Below are 18,779 nucleotides of genomic sequence, written 5' to 3'. Positions count from 1 at the left end.
CGCTCCGGTGTCTTCCCTACGTGTCCCTTGCGTACGCTGTCTCGGCCGCCGTCCGTCGATGGCCGAAACCGACCTATACGCCGTACCGGACAGCAGGAGTCCCCCGATGGCCACGCCCACCGTCACCCGTTCCAGCCGCCTGCGGGCCTGGATGCTGGAAGGTCTGTCCGACATGGGCAAGGGGCGGCCGTCACGCCCGAAGGAACCCGAGCACACCGAACACAAGGGGCAGCCCTGGTGGCGGGTGATGTGCCTGACGGGTGTCGACTACTTCTCCACCCTCGGCTACCAGCCCGGCATCGCCGCCCTCGCGGCCGGGCTGCTCTCCCCCGTCGCGACGATCATCCTGGTCATCGTGACGCTGTTGGGCGCGCTGCCGGTCTACCGGCGGGTGGCGGAGGAGAGTCCGCACGGCGAGGGATCGATCGCGATGCTGTCGCGACTGCTGTCCTTCTGGAAGGGCAAGCTGTTCGTCCTCACCCTGCTGGGCTTCGCGGCGACCGACTTCCTCATCACCATCACCCTGTCGGCCGCCGACGCCTCCACCCACCTGGTGGAGAACCCGCACCTGGAATCGGCCCTGCACGACAAGCAGGTCCTGATCACGATGATCCTGATCGCCCTGCTCGGCGCGGTGTTCCTCAAGGGCTTCCTGGAGGCCATCGGCGTCGCCGTCGCCCTCGTCGCGGTCTATCTCGGGCTCAACGCCGTCGTCGTGGTCAACGGCCTGTACCACGTCCTGACCGAGGGCCATGTGGTCACCGACTGGACCTCAGCCCTGACGGCCGAGCACGGCAACATCTTCGTCATGATCGGCGTGTCCTTGATCGTCTTCCCGAAGCTGGCGCTCGGCATGTCCGGCTTCGAGACGGGCGTGGCCGTGATGCCGCATGTCGAGGGCGATCCGGACGACACCGAGACCAAGCCGACCGGCCGCATCCGCGGCACGAAGAAGCTGCTCACCTCGGCCGCGCTCATCATGAGCGTCTTCCTCATCACGACCAGCTTCATCACCACCGTCCTGATCCCCCAGGACGAGTTCGAGTCCGGCGGCAAGGCCAACGGCCGTGCGCTCGCCTACCTGGCGCACGAGTACCTCGGCAACACCTTCGGCACCATCTACGACGTCTCGACCATCGCCATCCTCTGGTTCGCCGGCGCGTCCGCCATGGCCGGTCTGCTCAACCTGATGCCGCGCTATCTGCCGAAGTACGGCATGGCCCCGCACTGGGCCCGCGCCGTGCGCCCGATGGTCATCGTCTTCACCCTCGTCGCCTTCCTCGTGACCTGGATCTTCGACGCCGACGTGGACGCCCAGGGCGGCGCCTACGCCACCGGTGTCCTCGTGCTGATGTCCTCGGCCGCCATCGCGGTGACCATCGCCGCCCGCCGGGCCGGCCAGCGCGGCTGGGTGATCGGCTTCGCCACCATCTCCGCTGTCCTGCTGTACGTCACCGTGGTGAACGTCATCGAGCGCCCGGACGGCGTGAAGATCGGTGCCTGCTTCATCGCCGGCATCATCCTCATCTCGCTGCTCTCCCGGCTCGGCCGCGCCTTCGAACTGCGGGTCACCCACGTCGAGCTCGACGACATGGCCGAGCGGTTCATCCGTGACATCTCCAACCGCACGCCGCGGTTCATCGCGAACGAGCCCGGCAACCGCGATGTCGACGAGTACCGGTCGAAGAAGGACCAGATCCGCGCCGACAACGACCTCCCCGGCACCGAGGACTTCGTCTTCGTCGAGGTGACGGTCACCGACCCGTCCGAGTTCGAGGCCGGACTGACGGTCCGCGGCGAGATCCTCCACGACCGCTACCGCGTGCTGACGGTGGAGAGCTCGTCCGTCCCCAACGCGCTGGCGGCCCTGCTGCTCCACTCCCGCGACCTCACCGGGGTCCGCCCGCACATCTACTTCGAGTGGACCGAGGGCAACCCCTTCGCCAACTTCCTCCGCTTCTTCCTCTTCGGCCAGGGCGAGATCGCCCCGGTCACCCGGGAGATCCTCCGCGAGGCCGAGCCGGACCGGTCCCGGCGCCCTCGCGTCCACGTCGGCTGACTCCTCCCTATACTCAACAATGTGAATAATGAACGGCGTGACCAGCCGGCAGAGTCGGCGTCTTCCGGGGCGGCGTACTCCGGGCCCCGGTACCTGCGGTACGTCGCCCTCGGCGACAGCCAGACGGAGGGCGTCGGGGACGGCGACGACGCCACCGGGCTGCGCGGCTGGGCCGACCGGCTCGCCGAGCTGGCCGCCGGGTCGAACCCGGGGCTGCGCTACGCCAATCTCGCCGTGCGCGGCCGGCTCGCCGGACAGGTGCGGGCCGAACAGCTCGGTCCCGCGCTCGCCCTGGCACCCGATCTCGCCACCGTGGTCGCCGGGGTCAACGACCTGCTGCGGCCGCGCTTCGACGCCGACGAGGTCGCGGGGCACCTGGCGGCGATGTTCGCGGCCCTCGGCGCGGGCGGCGCCCGGGTCGCCACCCTGACCTTCCCCGACCTCACCCGCCTCATCCCGGCGGCCCGCCCGGTCGCACCCCGGATCACCGCGCTCAACGCCCGTATCCGGGAGGCCGCCCGCGCGCACGGCGTCACCGTCCTGGAGACCGCCGCCCACCCGGTCGTCACCGACCCGCGGCTGTGGAGCCACGACCGTCTCCACGCCTCCTCGCTCGGCCACGCGCGCATCGCCGCCGCCTTCGCCGACGCCCTCGGTCTCCCGGGCAGCGACGCCGGCTGGAGCCGCCCCCTGCCGCCGCCCGCCACCGGCCCCGCGACCGGCCTGCGCGCCGTCGGCACGGAGCTGGCCTGGGCCGCGGCCTTCCTCGGCCCCTGGCTCGGGCGCCGGCTGCGCGGCCGCTCCTCCGGCGACGGCCGCACCGCCAAGCGCCCGGAGCTGCTTCCGGTGACCGCGCCCCGGACCCCCTGAAAACCGGGGGCGGGTGGTCGGGACGCCCTGTCACGGTGGGCCGCATGGGTTCGTACGCGTACTACTTCTTCCGCTGATCCAGGACAGGGGCACGGCGTGAACCGCTGACGCGCAGCCGCGTCGGGCGGGAGGCCGCCGGTGTCCGCGCGCGCCTGCACGGCCCACGCCTCGCCCCGGATTCCGGCACGGTACGACTGCCCGTCCGTGTCGGACACCTCGCCCAGGAGCTCCCGGCCGTCGCCCCGCCCCTGCCGCTGCTCTCCGCCTACGCCCAGGGCCGCCCCGGCCTGCCCGAGGACCACGCCGACGAACCGTCTGGCGCTGTCCCTGATCGAGGAACTGGAGGCCGCGCTCGCCGCGTTCGCGGGCACGGTCGTGGCGGTCTCGCACGACGAACGCTTCCGCGAGTGCTTCGGCGGCGCCCGTCTGGAGCTCCGCTCGGGCCGGGCGGTGGTGCCCGCCGGCTGACCGGGTCAGCCGCCCGCCCCCGCCCGCTGCTCCGCGATCCGCGCCGGGTCCCAGCCCCGGCGCGGCACGGAGTCGAGCAGCAGGCGGGTGTAGGGGTGTTCAGGGGCGGCGAGGACGCGCGCCGTCGGGCCGAACTCTGCGATGCGGCCGTGCCGCAGGACCACGATGTCGTCGGTGACGTGACGGACGACGCCGAGGTCGTGGGTGACGAAGAGATAGCCGACGCCGGCCTCGCGGCGGATGCGGGTGAGGAGTTCGAGGATCTGGGCCTGGATGGAGACGTCGAGCGCGGCGACGGCCTCGTCGAGGACCAGGACCCGGGGTTCGGCGGCCAGCGCACGGGCGATGGCCACGCGTTGGCGCTGGCCGCCGGAGAGGGCCCGGGGCAGGGCGGCGGCCTCGCGGGGGCCCAGGCCGACCTGGTCGAGGAGTTCGGCGACCCGGGCCCGGCGGGCGGCCGGGGCGAGGCGGAAGTGCAGGCGCAGCACCTCGTCGACGCAGCCGCCGACGGTGACGCGCGGGTCGAGCGAGAGGTAGGGGTCCTGGAAGACCATCTGGATCTCGCGGGCCCGGGCGAGACGTTCGGCCCGGCCGCGGGGGCGGGCGGAGCGGTCGCGGCCGTCGAGGGTGACGGTGCCGGCGTCGGCGCGTTCGAGGCCGACGAGCATGCGGACGGTGGTGGTCTTGCCACTGCCCGACTCGCCGACGATGCCGAGGGAGGAGCCGGGGGCGAGGGTGAAGGAGACGTCGTCGACGGCGGTGTGGGCGCCGTACGTCTTGCGCAGTCCGCGGACGGCGAGTCCGGAGGTCACAGCAGGATCCCTTCGTCGGCGCGGTGGCAGGCGGTGAACCCGTCCCCGTACGGGCGGAGTTCGGGCACCTCCCGGGTGCAGCGCGGCTGGGCGTGCGGGCAGCGGGCGGCGAAGGCGCAGCCGGGCGGGGCCTCGGAGACCGATACGGGGCGGCCCGCGATGGGGGCGGGCGCGGGTGCGTCGGGGTCGAGGCGCGGGGTGCAGGAGAGCAGGCCCGCGGTGTAGGGGTGGCGGGGCCGGTCGAAGAGCTCGCCGGTGCGGCCGGTCTCGACGATGCGGCCGGCGTACATCACGTACACCCGGTCGCAGATGGCGGCGGCGAGTTCGAGGTCGTGGGTGACGAAGAGGAGTCCGGTGCCGCGTTCGGCCTGGAGGCGGGTGAGGATCGCGATGATCTCGGCCTGGGTGGTGACGTCGAGCGCGGTGGTGGGTTCGTCGGCGACGACGAGGGCGGGGTCGGCGGCGAGCGCGGCGGCGATGACGACGCGCTGGAGCATGCCGCCGGAGAACTCGTGCGGGTGGCGGCGCAGGGCGCCGCGCGGGTCGCGGATGCCGACGGCGGCCAGGAGTTCCTCGGCGCGGGCGGTGGCCCGGGCGGCGGGGACGCCGGTGGCGCGCAGGCCCTCGGTGACGAAGTCGCCGACGCGGCGCAGCGGGTTGACGGAGGCGCGCGGGTCCTGGAAGACCATGGCGACCTCGCGGGCGCGCAGGGCGGCGAGGGCGGCGCGGTCCAGGGTGAGGACGTCGCGGCCGGCGACGCGGACCTCGCCGGTGACCCGGGCGCGACCGGGCAGCAGGCCGAGGACGCTGCGGCAGGCGACGGACTTGCCGGAGCCGGACTCGCCGACGAGGCCGACGGTCTCGCCGGGGCCGACGGTGAGGCGGAGGCCGTCGAGGAGGGGGCGGGCGGCGCGGTCGCCGGGGAGGTCGAGGGTGAGCCCGTCGATCTCCAGGACGGGTGCGCTCTCGGTGCTGGGCTGGGCGGTCATGGTGGGGTCAGCGCTCCCGCTTCGCGATCCGGTCGGCGAGGCCCTCGCCGACGATGCCGAACGCCACGACGGCGAGGACGATGCAGAAGGACGGGGCGAGCGCGGGCAGCATCGCGCCCTGCTGGATCGCCGACTGTCCGTCGTTGATCATGGCGCCCCAGTCGGCCGTGGGCGGCTGGACGCCGAAGCCGAGGAAGGACAGGGCGGCCAGGTCCATCAGCGCGTAGCCGAAGTTCATCGCGGACTGGGCGAGCACGGTGGGCGCGATGTTGGGCAGCAGGTGGCGCAGGCAGATGGTCCAGCCGGACCAGCCCTGGACGACGTACGACTCGATGTAGGGGCGGGCCTTCTCCTGGCGGGCGATGCCGCGCACGAGGCGCCCGACGTACGGGGTGTAGGCGACGGCCATGGCGACGACGGGTGCGGTCATGCCGGAGCCGACGACGGCGACCAGCATGATCGCGAGGAGCAGTCCGGGGACGGCGAAGACGAGGTCCATGGAGCGGGAGAGCAGGGTGTCGGCCCAGCCGCCGCGCCAGCCGGCGACCACGCCGAGGACGAGTCCGAGGACGGTGGACACGGCGACGACGACCAGCGGGCCGAGGAGCCCGGTGCGGGCGCCGTGCAGCAGCCGGGACAGGATGTCGCGGCCGGACTGGTCGGTGCCGAGGAGGTGGTCGCCGCCGGTGCCGACGAGGCTGGCGGACAGGTCCATGGCCTCGGGGTCGTACGGGGCGAGCAGCGGGGCCAGGGCGGCGACGAGGACGAGTGCGGCGAGCACCAGGAGGGCCGTGGTGAACAGTGGGCCCTGTCCGCCGAGGGCGCGCAGCCGGCGCAGGCCGGGGCGTCTGCGCAGCGCGGCCGCGGGGTCGGCGGCCCCGGTGGGTGCGGTGAGGGTCATGAGGGGCCTTCCCCGTGGGTGAGCAGGCTGAGCCGGGGGTCGATGAGGGGGGCGAGGAGGTCGACGGCGAGGTTGGCGAGGACGAAGGCGGCGACGCTGAGCAGGGTGATGGCCTGGACGACGGCGAAGTCCTTGGCGGTGACGGACTGGACGAGCAGGGAGCCGAGGCCGGGGACGTCGAAGGCGGTCTCGACGACGGAGGTGGTGACGAGGAGTCCGGCGAGCATGGTGCCGCCGACGGTGACGACGGGGCCGAGGCTGTTGCGCAGCACGTGCCGGCGGACGACGGTGCGGCCCGGGACGCCGCGGGCGCGGGCCACCTCGACGTGGTCGCGGCCGAGTTCGTCGAGCATCGCGGAGCGGGTGACGCGGGCGAGGAGGCCGGCGAAGGTGGTGGCGAGGGCGGAGGCGGGCAGGGTGAGGTGGTGGAGGCGGTCGCCGAGTCCGTCGGGGGTGCCGCCGGGTCCGGGGAACCAGCCGAGCTGGACGGAGAACAGCGACACCAGGGCGATGGCGCTGACGAACGAGGGCGTGGCGGTGGCGATGCCGGTGCCGATGAGGACGAGCCGGTCGACGAGGCCGGGGCGCAGTGCGGCGAGCACGCCGGCGGTGACGCCGCCGACGGCGACGAGCAGGGCCGCGTAGCCGACGAGCAGCACGGTGCCGGTCAGCCGGGAGCCGAGCAGGGCCGAGACGTCCTGGTGGTACTGGGCGGAGCGTCCGAAGTCGCCGCGCAGGACGTCGCCGAGCCAGCCCGCGTACTGCGCGGCGAGCGGGTCGTCGAGGTGGTGCTCGGCGCGCAGCGCGGCCACCGTCTCGGGGGTGGCGGGGCGGCCGTGGAGCAGGAAGGAGACGGGGTCTCCGGGGGCGAGGTGGATGCTCGCGAAGACCACGAAGGAGGTGACGAGCAGGACGCCGAGGAGACCGGCGAGCCGTCCGAGGAGATAACGGGTCAGGCCGTTCATCAGTGTGCGGCGCCGATCGTCGCGGCCCAGGGGTAGTAGAGCTGGGCGATGCCGGTGGGGGCGCCGGTGACGCGGTCGCCGAGGAAGACGGAGTAGGGCGCCTCGTAGATCGGGATGATCGGCAGTTTGCGGACGGCGATCTTCTGCAGATCGTGGGTGAGGTCGCTGCGGGCGCCGGGGTCGGCGGCGGCGATGGCACGGTCGAAGGCGGCGTCGTAGCCGGGGTCGGACCAGTTGCCGTAGTTCCCGAAGTCGCCGGTGCGCAGGTACTGGTAGAACTCCAGCGGGTCGGGGGTGTTGTCGTAGCCGTTGGTGATGACGAGGTCGAGTCCCTTGCGGGCGTTCGGGTCGACGAAGATGCTGCTGTACGCCTCGGGGGCGACGGCCTTGAGGCGCACGTCGAGGCCGATCTCGCGGCCGGCGGCCTGGACGGCGTTGGCGACGACGCTGATCTCGGGGGCGAGGCTGCTGGTGACGAGGGTGACGGGCTTGCCGGTGGCGCCCGCCTCCCGCACGAGGGCCTTGGCGGCGGCGACGTCGTGGACGGGGTCGGGCAGTTCCTTGAAGTAGCCCTCGGTGCGTTCGGGCAGGAGTGCCCAGGCGCCGCGGGCTGCCGGGGCCTTGGCGGGGACGCCGACTCCGCCGGCGGCGGCCTTGATGATGTTCTCGCGGTCGAGGGCCATGGAGAGGGCCTTGCGGACCCTGAGGTCGCCGAGGGTGCCGTGGAAGTTCAGGACGGCGAGGTTGGCGGCGGCGGTGTTGGGGCCGAAGTGGACCTTGCCCTTGCCGCTCGACCGGAGCTGGGCGAGCGAGGAGGACGGGACCAGGTAGCCGCCGTCGGCGGTGCCGGTCAGGAAGGTGTTGGTGCGGGCCGCGGAGTCCTCGACGAAGGTGAAGCGGACGGTGTCGGTCTTGGGCGTGAGCTTCTTGTCCCAGTAACCGGGATGTCTCCTGAGGGTGATCGACTCGCCCTGCTGCCACTTCTCCAGGGCGTACGGACCCGTGCAGTCGACCTTGCCGCCGGGCACTCCGTACTCCTTGCCGGTCTTGGCGAGGAAGGCGGCGCTCTCGATGGTGCCGGGCGAGGCGGCCATGAGCTCGTTGAGCAGTACGTCGGGCTTGGTCAGGCGCAGGGTGACCTGGAGCGGGCCGGTCTTCTCGACGGCCTTGACGTTCTTGAAGGCGGAGCCCCAGGGGGAGCCGGTGGCCGGGTCCATCTGGCGCTTGAGGGAGGCGACGACGTCGTCGGCGGTCATCACGGTGCCGTCGTGGAAGGTGACGCCGGGGCGCAGGGTGTAGACCCAGGTCGTCGGGTCGGGGTTCTCCCACTTCACGGCGAGGCCGGGCTCGATCTTCAGGTCGGGGGTGACCCGGAGGAGCTGCTCGCAGACGTTGGCGAGGACCGTGTTGGGCGGGTAGTCGAAGGCCTGGGCGTAGTCGAGGGTGTACGGCTCGGCGTACAGCGACCAGGTGAGGGAGGGCAGTGGTCCCTTCGCCGGCGGCGAGAGCGGGGTGACGGCGTAGCCGTCTGGGCCGGTGCCGGTGGGCTTGGTGGCGCCGGAGCAGGCGGTCGCGGTGACGGCGAGCGCGGCGAGGAGCAGACCGAGTCTGGGCGTGCGCAAGGAGACCCACCCCTTTACGGGTGTAGTGACGGGGGGCTTCGGTACGTGGGGTACGTGGGGGAGGAATGGAGCGAGTATTGATGCGGGAACGTTCCCGCACAAGGGTTTCCGCGACTTTCCGGAGACTTTGCGGGAACGGTTCTGCCGAGGTCAGGGAGGTGGCAGCATCGGACCGTGACCACACGTGAACCCTCCGCGGGGCATGCCGGGGAGAGCCGCGGCGGGGCGGCTGCGCCCCGGGTGCGGCTCGTCGACGTCGCCCGTGAGGCGGGCCTCTCCAAGACCACCGTGTCCGCCGCGCTCAACGGCACCGGGCGCCTCTCCCCCGCCGTGCGGGAGAAGGCGGTCGAGACCGCGCGGCGGATGGGCTACCGGCCCAACGCGACGGCGCGCCAGCTGCGCGCCGGGCGGGCCCGGCTGATCGGCTACGTGGTCGGCGAGTTCGCCGGCGAGCCCTGGACGTATCTCGACTCGCCGTACTTCGCGCAGCTCACCGGCGCGACGGCCGCGGCCGCGCTGCGGCACGGCTACGCCCTGGTGATGCTGCCCGCCGGATCGCTCCAGCGGGAGTGGGCCGACCTGCCCCTCGAGGCGGTGATCGTGGCCGATCCCGTCGAGGACGATCCCCTGGTGGAGGACTTCCTCGCGGCCCGGATCCCGGTCTTCAGCGACGCCTCGGTCGCGGGCCGGGAGGGCGCGCACTGGGTCGACCTGGACACCGACGCGGCGGTACGGGACTGCCTGGGGCATCTGCGGTCGGGCGGTGCCCGGCGGACCGCGCTGGTGCTGCCCGACAGCACGACGAGGTTCCACCGGGAGATGCTCGCGGCGTACCGCGCCTGGTGCGCGGACCACGGGGCCGAGGAGCTGGTGACCCTGGTCCCCGAGCCGGGCAACGGTCCGGTGGTGCGGGCGGTCGAGCGGGCGCTGACCGCCGAGCCGCGGCCGGACGGTCTGTTCGTGGTCGCGGAGGCCAGTCCGCCGCTGGTCATGGACGCGGCGCGGCGGCTCGGCCTGGCCGTGCCCGGGGACGTACGGGTGGTGTGCGTCAGCGAGGACGAGTCGGCCGCGCACGCGGATCCGCCGGTCAGCACGCTGAGCCTGTGCCCGGTGGAGGTCGCCGAGAAGGGGATGGCGCTGCTCGTGGCGGCCCTGGAGGGCGGGGGCGGCACGCCCCCCGGCGTGCTGCTCACCGCCCGGCTGCGGGTGCGGGCCTCGTCGTGACTCGCTCATGATGCCCGCGCTCAGGCCCCGTGGACGCGGGTGCCGCCGACGAAGGTCTGCTCGACGCGGGCGTCGGCGATCTCCTCGGGCGGTGCGCTGAGGATGTCACGGTCGAGGACGACGAGGTCGGCCAGGTGTCCGGCGCGGAGGCTGCCGGCCTCGTCGTGGCCGTTCGCATGCGCGGAGCCGGCGGTGTAGGCGCCCAGCGCGGTGGTCAGGTCGATCCGCTGCTCGGGGAGGAAGACCCGGCCGTCGGTGGCGCCGGGCTCGGCTCGGTTGACGGCGACGTGGATCCCGGCGAGCGGGTCCGGGCTGCTGACCGGCCAGTCGCTGCCCGCCACCAGGGTGGCGCCGGCGCGGACGAGCGCGCCGAACGGGTACTGCCAGGCGGCGCGTTCGGGTCCGAGGAAGGGGATGGTCAGCTCGTCCATCTGCGGTTCGTGCGCGGCCCACAGCGGCTGGATGTTGGCGAGCGCGCCGAGCCGGGCGAAGCGGGCGATGTCGTCGGGGTGGACGACCTGGAGGTGGGCCAGGTGGTGGCGGTTGCCGCGCCGCCCGTTGGCGGCCACGGCGGCCTCGAGCGCGTCGAGCGCCTCCCGTACGGCCCGGTCGCCGAGCGCGTGGAAGTGCACCTGGAAGTCGAGGGCGTCGAGCGCGGTGACATGGCCGCGCAGCGCCTGCGGATCGACGAAGCTCATCCCGGAGTTGGCGGTGGCGCAGCCGCAGCCGTCGAGGTAGGGGCTGGTCAGGGCGGCGGTGAAGTTCTCGGCGATGCCGTCCTGCATGATCTTCACCGAGCCGGCGCGGAACCGGCCGTGGCTCAGCTTCGCCCGCCGCTCCACGAGCTCGGGGATCTGCTCGGCGCCGCGTGCCCGGTCCCACCACAGGGCGCCGGTGACCCTGGCGGTGAGGGTGCCGTCGTGGGCGGCGGCGAGATAGGCGTCGGAGGGGTCGGGGCGGCCGGCGAACTCGCCGAGGATGGCGTCCTGCCAGCCGGTGATGCCGAGCGAGTGCAGCAGGGTCTGGGCACGCAGCAGTCCGGCGACGCGGTCGGCGGTGGTGCCGGGCGGGACCAGCCGGGAGACCAGGACCGCCGCGCCTTCCTGGAGGACGCCGGTGGGGTTGCCGTCGGCGTCCCGCTCGATGCGGCCGTCGGCCGGGTCGGGGGTGTCGGCGGTGATCCCGGCGAGTTCCAGGGCGCGGGAGTTGGCCCAGGAGCCGTGGTGGTCGCGGTTGACCAGGAGCACCGGGCGGTCGGGGACGAGCGCGTCGAGCAACTGCCGGGTGGGCAGACCGCCTTCGAAGCTCTCCATGGACCAGCCGCCGCCGGTGATCCACTCGTGGTCGGCGTGGGCGGCGGCGAAGTCGGCGATGATCCGCCGGTAGTCGTCGATGCCGGTGGTGCCGCTGAGGTCGCACTCGGCCAGCTCGACGCCTCCGTACACGGCGTGGATGTGGGCGTCCTGGAAGCCCGGGATCAGCAACCTGCCGGTGAGGTCGACGACTTCGGTCGACGGGCCGACGAGCTCGCGCACCTCGTCGTGGCCGACGGCGACGATCCGCTCGCCGGTGACGGCGAGCGAGGTGGCCCGGGTGCGGGCCGGGTCGCCGGTGAAGACGGGACCACCGGTGAAGACCAGGTCGGCCGTGCTCATCTGCGTACTCCTGGAGGGTGAGGGGGCCCCGGAAGGCGGCCCGGGGAGGTGCGCCATGCAACAGGCGCGGCCGTTTGAACGTCAAGGGTGTTGTCGTAAGAGCTCCCCCGATAGGGTCCGGCCATGGCCGAACGAGTGGTTCCGGAGGACCGGCGGCAGCGCCGCCGCCCCACCAAGCAGGGCACCGTGCTCTCCGAGCGGGTGATCGTCGAGACCGCGCTGCGCCTCGTCGCCCAGCACGGCGCGGAGGCGCTGTCCGTACGGCGCCTGGGCGCGGCCCTCGGGTCCGATCCCAGCGCGCTCTACCGCTACTTCCGCAACACCGACGACCTGCTGCTCGCCCTCGCCGACGAGATGGTCGGGCGGGCGCAGGCGGGCTGGCGGGCCACCGGCGAATGGCGGGCCGACCTGCGCGACATCGCCCTGCGCATCCATGCCGCCTACCTCGCGAACCCGCAGGTCGCGGCGCTCGCCGCGCACCGTACGACGGGCCGCGCGCACGAGACCCGCGCGGTCGAGACGATCCTCGGCGTGATCCGCCGCGCGGGCTTCCCCGACGCGGAGGCGGTCCGCATCTACCACGCCTTCGTCGACCAGGCCCTTGCCTTCGCCGCCCTCGACGCCGCGGCCCTCGCCCTCCCGGAGCCGGCCCGCGAGGCCGACGAGCAGGTCTGGCACGCGGCCTACGGCAGGCTCTCGCCCGACACCCACCCGAACGTGGCGGCGACCTACCCGCTGCTCGCGGCGGACATGCGGGACAGCGGCCACCCGTTCGCCCTCGAGTTGATGCTGGACGCGGTGGGCGCGCGGCTGACGGCGCTCGGCGAGGAGTAGGGGGCATCCGGGTCCGGTGCGGTGGCGGGGCCGGATGCGCTTATGTCAACATCATTGACGGTAATCGGACCCGCCCGGTCTCATGGCGGCACTTCGTCAGGCCGCGCGGCCCGCCGCCGCGTCCGCCTCCGTGATCCGAAGGAGCTCCACCCATGGACCCCGTGCACGCGCTCCGGGACGCCTCGCCCACGCCCTTCTGGCTGGACGCCCTCCACCGGCCGCCGGCCGCGCCCGCTCTGGTCGGGCCCACCGACTGCGATCTGCTCGTCGTCGGCGGCGGATACAGCGGGCTGTGGACCGCGCTGCTCGCCAAGGAGCGCGACCCGTCCGCCGATGTCGTCCTGGTCGAGGCGGGCCGGGTCGGCGCCGCCGCGTCCGGGCGGAACGGCGGCTTCTGCGAGGCGAGCCTCACGCACGGGCTCGGCAACGGCCTGGCCCGCTGGCCCGGCGAGATCGGGCGTCTGGAACGGCTCGGCCGGGAGAACCTGCGGGCCATCGAGGACACCCTCGCCCGGTACGGCATCGACTGCGACTGGCGGCGCAGCGGCTCGCTGGTGGTGGCCACCGAGCCGTACCAGCTCGCGGGCCTGAAGGAGGAGGCCGAGGCCGCCGCGCGGTACGGCACGGACGTCGCGCTGCTCGACGAGGTCGCGGTGCGGGCCGAGATCGACTCCCCCGCCTTTCTGGGCGGGCTGTGGAACCGGGACGGCGTCGCCATGGTCGACCCGGCCCGGCTCGCCCGGGGCCTCGAGCGGGCCTGCCAGGAGCTCGGCGTGCGCGTGTACGAGCAGACGCCGGGCACCCGGCTCGCCGAGGACGGCGCCCGGATCGCCGTCACCACGCCCTATGGCCGGGTGCGTGCCCGAAAGGTGGCGCTGGCGACGAACGCGTACCCCTCGCTGCTGCGCCGGCACCGCCCGTACACCGTCCCCGTCTACGACTACGCGCTGATGACCGAGCCCCTGACGGATCATCAACTCGCCACCGTGGGCTGGGGGAACCGGCAGGGCTTCGCCGACTGCGCCAACCGCTTCCACTACGTGCGCCTGTCCGCCGACAACCGGATCCTGTGGGGCGGCTTCGACGCCGTCCACCGCTTCCGGGGCGGTGTGCGGGCCGAGCGGGACCAGCGCCCGGAGACCTTCGCGACCCTCGCCCGGCACTTCTTCGCGACCTTCCCGCAGCTGGCGGGGTCCGCTTCAGTCACGCGTGGGGCGGCGCGATCGACACCAGCACCCGCTTCTGCGTCTTCTTCGACACCAGCCACCGCGGCCGGGTGGCGTACGCGGCCGGCTACACCGGTCTCGGCGTGGGCGCCACCCGCTTCGGCGCCGAGGTGATGCTCGACCTGCTCGCCGGCGAGCGCACCGAGCGCACCTCGCTGGAGCTGGTGCGCCGCAAGCCGCTGCCGTTCCCGCCGGAGCCGGTGCGCTCCCTCGGCATCGGCATCACCCAGTGGGCGCTCGCCCGCGCCGACGCCCGCGAGGGCCGCCGCAATCTGTGGCTGCGCGCTCTGGACCGCGCGGGCCTCGGCTTCGACAGCTGAGCCTCCGCCCGCACGCGTTCACCTCGTCTTCGCCGCCCGACTCCCGTCCTGTGGCCCGGTGTTGGGTGACCCGCCGCCGGGACGAGATGCGGTGGGCGGCATGCGACGGGGGCGATACGGACGTTGGGGACGGGCTGCGGCGGTGCTCGCGCTGACGGCGGCTGCCGTCGGAGCGGGCGAACCGCCCCGGCCCGCGCGGTGCGCGGGCTCGGTGCCGTACACCGCCGGGACCGGCGGCTACGCGGTCTACCGGATACCGGCCGTCGTCCGCACCCCGGCCGGCACGCTGCTCGCCTTCGCCGAGGGCCGGGTGCACGGGGCGGGGGACGCGGGCGCCGTCGACCTGGTGCTGCGGCGTTCGTCGGACGGCGGCTGCAGCTGGGGGCCGCTGTCCGTGGTCGCCGCCGGGCACGGGGACACCCGCGGCAATCCGGCCCCCGTGGTCGACCCGGCGAGCGGCGACGTCGTGCTGCTCTCCTCCGGCAACGCGGGAACGGCGACCGAACGCGCCGTGCTCCAGGGCCGGGTGGACGCGGCGCACGGGCGGCGGGTGTACGTGCAGCGCAGCACGGACGACGGGCGCGGCTTCTCCGCGCCCCGGGACATCACCGCCTCGGTGAAGCGGGCCGACTGGCGCTGGTACGCCACCGGTCCCGGGCATGCCCTCGCCCTCACCCACGGCCGGTACGCGGGCCGGCTCGTCGTCCCCGCCAACCACTCGGCCGCTCCGGCCCCCGGCTCCACGGACACCGGCCGCGAGCCGCGCCACTACGGCGCACACGCCCTGCTCAGCGACGACGGAGGCCGCAGCTGGCGGATCGGCTACGTGGACGCGTCGTACGACGGCCAGGTCAACAGCAACGAGTCCACGGTGGCCGAACTCCCGGACGGGGGTCTCTACTTCGGCACCCGCGACCAGCTCGGCGACGCCCCGGGCAACCGCGCCGACAGCCGCTCGGGCGACGGCGGCGCGACCCTCGACCGCCCGTACGCGCCCCAGCCCGCACTCGCCTCCGTGCCGGTCGTGCAGGGCAGTGCGCTGTACGTGTCCGGGCCCGGGTCCGGACGGCCCGGTCTGCTGCTGTTCTCCGCACCCTCGGTGCCCGGCCGGCGCGCCGCCGAGGCCCTGTGGACCAGCACCGACGGCGGCCGCACCCTCACCCGGGCGCTCACCCTGTCGCCGAGACCCGCCGCCTACTCGGACCTGGTGCGGGTGGACGCGGAGACGGTCGGCGTGCTGTACGAGACGGGGGTGCGCGGCCCGTACGAGTCGATCGCCTTCCGGCGCGTCCCGCTGGACCGGCTCAGCCCGGCACGCCCGGCCGGGGTCCGGCCGGGCTGAGCCAGGGCGAGCCCGGCCGACGGCTCAGACGCCCGGTATCCCGCGGGCCCGGAAGGCGTCGCGGACCGCGTCGGAGGCGGACTGGCCGTACATGCTCCGGGCGGTCGCGACGGTCTGGGCCGCCGCGGCCGAGAAGGAGGTGTCGGGGGCGAAGCCGAACTGGGCGTTCACGATGATCCGGTCGGCGGTGCGGGGGCCGAGGGCCGTGCGGATGTCCCAGAGGGCGCGGGACCAGATCTCGCCGTCGGCGTGGACCTCGCCGACGCGGTCGGCGTAGACCTTGGTGCCGTCGAGACGTCGCAGGCAGTGCGGGGCGCCGCTGTACGTGACGGAGTCCCAGTCGCCGACGCAGGCGGCGTCGGCGCGCAGCGGCCAGCCGTGTCGGGCGGCGGCGTTGCTGCCGACGGCGACGGCGAGGTAGTCGCCGAAGGCCTCGCCGATCGCGCCGGCCTCGGCGGAGGTGCCGAAGCCGGGCACCTGGGCCTCGTGCACGGCGTGGCCGTACTCGTGGACGATGACCTCGGCGTCCTCGGCGTCGTCGACGCCGCCCTTGCCGAAGCGGATCTCGTCCTTCTTGTCGGTGAAGAAGGAGTTGTCGGCGCCCCACTGGTTGATCCGCACGGGCTGCACCCGGTCGTTGGCGCCGGGCAGTTCGGTGCCGAAGCCGAGGCCCTGGAGGTACTCCTGGGCCTCGTTGACCCAGAAGTACGCCATGACCTGCTCGAACTGGTCGTCGTGCCGGTCGTACGCTCCGGCGTCGGCGGTCTTGGCCGAGGCGCCGGTGTCGGACCGGACGGAGGCCCAGCGGCCGGAGAGGCCGCCGCTGCCGTCGAGGTTCCGGAGCTCCGCCAGGGCGTAGGCGGAGGCGGGGACCGCGGTGGCGGAGTCCTTGGCGTCGGTGAGCGACTGGTCGCCCGTGGACTGCACGGGGTTGACCATGAAGATGCGGGCCTGGGGCCCGGCGGGCTGCGGGGCGGCGCCCGCGGCGGCGGCCGGTCCGGCCAGTCCCGCCGGGGCGATCAGCGCCACGGTGGCGGTGGCCGCGGCGATCAGGCCGCGGGATGTGCGGCGAGCCATCAACGTCCTCCCGGTGTGGGATGCGAGGTGAGGGTAGGGGGGTGGTGCCGTAGTGCGGGCGTGATCATCGCGCACGGCACGGCCCCGCGTCGAGGGCTCCGGGCCTATGGATCCGCCGCGGTTCAGGGCAGCAGCGCGGATTCGGCGTCGCGGGCGGGCGCGTGGGGCCGTCGCCGATGCCGTCCGGGCTCCCGGTCCGTCACCGCATGGCCTTCCCCGGGGCGTCCCGCCGATCATGCGGGATTCCGACGGCGCGCACGCCGGAGCGGGAGGACCGGGGCGCACTCAGTCCTGGCGGCTGCTCTCGTCCCTCAGCCAGGTGTCGAAGTCGCGCGCCCGGATCGCCTTGCGCGCGCCCCTGCGCGCCGTGAGTGCCGCCGACAGGAAGACGAGCATCGCGGGCAGCAGGGTGGGGTCGGCGCGCAGCAGCGCGCGCAGGTCGCCGAGGCCGGTGCGGGCGGTCGGCGGCGGCGGCGCGGGGGTGACGGCCGGAGTGGGAGATTCCGCCGACTTCCGCCGGCGTTCCTCCAGTTGGGCCGTCGAGGTGGCCGCGCGGATCCGGCGGCGGATCAGGTCGGGCCAGGTGCGCGGCGGGCGGACGACGACCCGGGCGGCCGGGACGACGGCGCGCTCGGCGGGCGCGAAGGCGAGGGACGCGGCCAGGTCGTCGGCCATCAGCGGTGGGAGCGCGGCGATCCGGGCGTGGCCCTCGCCGGTCATGGCGATCACCCCGCGCCCGAACAGCCCTTCCCGTACGGCGGGCAGCCGCTGCCAGACCCGGTAGTAGGCCCGCACCCGCCAGGAGCAGCCGGTCATCGGCAGTTCACGCTCGGGCGCGGCGGCGAGCGGGGCCCCGGGGCCGGAGAGGGCGGCGGCCAGGGCGCGCACGTCGGCGGCGCCGAGTTCCACGTCCGCGTCCACGTACATCCGGGGGAAGCCCCGGGCGTGCCGGTCGCCGAGGCGCAGGGCCTCGTGCTTGGACGGGACGGGGGTCTCGACGACGCGCACCCCGGGGCCGCGGGCGGCGGCGACGGCGGCGGTGCCGTCCGTACAGCCGTTGGCCACGACCAGGATGTCGAACTCCCGCTCGCCGGCGCCGTCCAGGAGGCGGTCGAGCAGCCGGCCGAGGGTACGTTCCTCGTTGTGCGCGGGGATCACGATGCTGGACACGGGGACAGTATGACCAAGGAGTCCCACTCTTCCCACTCTTACACTTCCTTCAAGTATCGGTAGGAGTTTCACACAACTCCTGGATGGCCTGCCCTAGTTGGTCTAGATTGAGCGCTGCCGGATCCGCTCGGTCGAAACAATCGTCCCGGGCGGATTCTGCGTCCTGTGCGGACCTGGTCGTGGCTGGGGAGACTTGCGACCTCACGTCCGCACCGTTCAGTCAGGCGGAAGAGCCGCGCACCCTCGTCGACCGTCGCCGCCCTTCCCCTGCCCGTGAGTCGTGCGCTCACCGGGCGAACCGGGGGAAGGGCCGTGGGGGTTCGACGAGGTGCGCGGGAAGCGCCCTTGGGGGGAATGGATGACCGTCCTGCCGGTCACGCATGAGCGGCACCGTGTCGAATCCACACATGTCGACCTGCCTCTTCGCCGGTGGTGGCGAAGAAGACACCAGATGGCACTGCTGGCCGCGGACTCCGCGGCAGCGGCCGTCGCCGCCCTGTTCGTGCTGCGCGCGGGCGGCCACTGGCCGGCCGTGGCGGCGCTGCCGCCGGCCTGGGCCGCGGTGCTGCACGCCCACGGCGGTTACGCGCGGGGCCCGCTGGGCTCCGGCACCGAGGCGTTCCGGCGGGTGCTGCGCGGCGCCCTGGTGCTTCCGGCGCTCGCGGCCGCCCTGGGCTGGGGCCTGGGTCGTGATCCGGATCTGATGTACGAGATGATCCTGGCCGCCCCCGTGGCCGCCGGGCTGTCGCTCGCCGTCCGGTACGCACTGCGGCGGCGACTGCGCGGGCACTGGGCGCGCGGCCGGGGCCGTACCACCGCCGTCCTGGTCGGCCCGTCGGCCGGGGTGGCCGAACTGCTCGCCGCGCTGCTGCGCGACCGGGTGCCGGGCGCGCCCGCGGGCTCCGTGCTCCAGGGCATGGACATCGCCGGGGTGTGCCTGACGGATCCGGTGAACGCGTCCGAGGTGGACCGCTTCGAGGTGAAGGTGCTCGGCGGGGTCGACGAGGTGCCGGGGGCGATAAGGACGTTCGGCGACTCGACGGCCGTCGTGGTGCTGCCGTCGGCGGAGATCGACGCTCCGCTCCTTCGCCGGCTCGCGTGGAGCACGGCGGCCGCCGGCGGCGAGTTCCTGATCGCCCCCGCCTTCGGCGACGTGGCCGCCTCGCGCCTTGAGGTGCGGTCGGTCGGCGGGGTGCCGCTGATCCACGTCCGGGCCCCGCGCATGTCCCGGCTCTCTCGGCTGCC

13 protein-coding genes and 3 pseudogenes are annotated in these 18,779 nt (G+C 74.0%); 8 read left to right on the top strand and 8 right to left on the bottom strand.

Features of this window, described 5'->3' with window-relative positions:
- The first annotated feature begins 106 nt into the window (after positions 1–106).
- The 3 genes and pseudogenes from AB0M18_RS07625 to AB0M18_RS07615 form a co-directional block, all read left to right on the top strand.
- Entirely contained in the window at positions 107–2,059 is a 1,953-nt protein-coding gene (locus tag AB0M18_RS07625; RefSeq protein ID WP_365755894.1) for an amino acid transporter, read from the top strand.
- 93 nt (positions 2,060–2,152) lie between these two features.
- Entirely contained in the window at positions 2,153–2,929 is a 777-nt protein-coding gene (locus AB0M18_RS07620; RefSeq protein ID WP_365756225.1) for an SGNH/GDSL hydrolase family protein, read from the top strand.
- Between the two features lie 167 nt (positions 2,930–3,096).
- Positions 3,097–3,397: pseudogene (locus tag AB0M18_RS07615) on the top strand (ABC transporter ATP-binding protein); the annotation flags it as partial.
- Positions 3,398–3,402: 5 nt separating this feature from the next.
- On the opposite strand, the gene AB0M18_RS07610 reads toward AB0M18_RS07615, so the two are convergent.
- Genes AB0M18_RS07610 through AB0M18_RS07590 form a run of 5 tightly spaced genes read right to left on the bottom strand, consistent with a single transcriptional unit; the run spans position 3,403 to position 8,686 of the window.
- Complete coding sequence (locus tag AB0M18_RS07610) at positions 3,403–4,209, bottom strand: ATP-binding cassette domain-containing protein (RefSeq protein ID WP_365755893.1); 807 nt, start codon at positions 4,207–4,209, stop codon at positions 3,403–3,405.
- On the bottom strand, positions 4,206–5,198 hold the full coding sequence (locus tag AB0M18_RS07605; protein WP_365755892.1) for an ABC transporter ATP-binding protein: 993 nt from the start codon (positions 5,196–5,198) through the stop codon (positions 4,206–4,208). The genes AB0M18_RS07610 and AB0M18_RS07605 overlap by 4 nt, the downstream gene beginning before the upstream one ends.
- Positions 5,199–5,205: 7 nt before the next feature.
- On the bottom strand, positions 5,206–6,099 hold the full coding sequence (locus AB0M18_RS07600; protein WP_365755891.1) for an ABC transporter permease: 894 nt from the start codon (positions 6,097–6,099) through the stop codon (positions 5,206–5,208).
- Entirely contained in the window at positions 6,096–7,055 is a 960-nt protein-coding gene (locus tag AB0M18_RS07595; RefSeq protein ID WP_365756224.1) for an ABC transporter permease, read from the bottom strand. Before AB0M18_RS07595 ends, AB0M18_RS07600 begins: the two co-directional genes overlap by 4 nt.
- Positions 7,056–7,063: 8 nt before the next feature.
- Positions 7,064–8,686, bottom strand: coding sequence for an ABC transporter substrate-binding protein (locus AB0M18_RS07590; protein ID WP_365755890.1), 1,623 nt, complete (start codon positions 8,684–8,686; stop codon positions 7,064–7,066).
- Positions 8,687–8,860: 174 nt separating this feature from the next.
- Here AB0M18_RS07590 and AB0M18_RS07585 point away from each other — a divergent pair, with 174 nt between their 5' ends.
- Complete coding sequence (locus AB0M18_RS07585) at positions 8,861–9,910, top strand: LacI family DNA-binding transcriptional regulator (RefSeq protein WP_365755889.1); 1,050 nt, start codon at positions 8,861–8,863, stop codon at positions 9,908–9,910.
- A 20-nt stretch (positions 9,911–9,930) separates the two neighbouring features.
- Here AB0M18_RS07585 and AB0M18_RS07580 read toward each other — a convergent pair whose 3' ends face one another.
- A complete protein-coding gene (locus tag AB0M18_RS07580) occupies positions 9,931–11,565 on the bottom strand; it encodes an amidohydrolase (protein ID WP_365755888.1) in 1,635 nt (544 codons plus the stop codon).
- A 123-nt stretch (positions 11,566–11,688) separates the two neighbouring features.
- Here AB0M18_RS07580 and AB0M18_RS07575 point away from each other — a divergent pair, with 123 nt between their 5' ends.
- The 3 genes and pseudogenes from AB0M18_RS07575 to AB0M18_RS07565 all read left to right on the top strand — a co-directional run bounded on the left by AB0M18_RS07575 (position 11,689) and on the right by AB0M18_RS07565 (position 15,287).
- Positions 11,689–12,399: a TetR/AcrR family transcriptional regulator gene (locus AB0M18_RS07575; protein WP_365755887.1), complete on the top strand. Its 711-nt coding sequence runs from the start codon at positions 11,689–11,691 to the stop codon at positions 12,397–12,399.
- 152 nt (positions 12,400–12,551) lie between these two features.
- Positions 12,552–13,945 (top strand): annotated as a pseudogene (locus tag AB0M18_RS07570) (FAD-dependent oxidoreductase).
- A 100-nt stretch (positions 13,946–14,045) separates the two neighbouring features.
- Entirely contained in the window at positions 14,046–15,287 is a 1,242-nt protein-coding gene (locus AB0M18_RS07565) for a sialidase family protein (protein WP_365755886.1), read from the top strand.
- 24 nt (positions 15,288–15,311) lie between these two features.
- Here AB0M18_RS07565 and AB0M18_RS07560 read toward each other — a convergent pair whose 3' ends face one another.
- Positions 15,312–16,364 carry a M4 family metallopeptidase gene (locus AB0M18_RS07560; protein WP_365755885.1) on the bottom strand — a complete coding sequence of 351 codons (1,053 nt, stop codon included), beginning with the start codon at positions 16,362–16,364 and terminating at the stop codon, positions 15,312–15,314.
- Between the two features lie 285 nt (positions 16,365–16,649).
- Entirely contained in the window at positions 16,650–17,534 is an 885-nt protein-coding gene (locus tag AB0M18_RS07555) for a glycosyltransferase (protein WP_365755884.1), read from the bottom strand.
- A 451-nt stretch (positions 17,535–17,985) separates the two neighbouring features.
- Between AB0M18_RS07555 and AB0M18_RS07550 the strand changes: the two are divergent.
- A pseudogene (locus tag AB0M18_RS07550) lies at positions 17,986–18,779 on the top strand (sugar transferase); the annotation flags it as partial.

The organism is Streptomyces sp. NPDC051909 (assembly GCF_040681095.1).
GTDB lineage: Bacteria > Actinomycetota > Actinomycetes > Streptomycetales > Streptomycetaceae > Streptomyces.
Note: the sequence above shows the minus strand (reverse complement) of the source record. Positions and strands in the feature narration are given on the sequence as shown.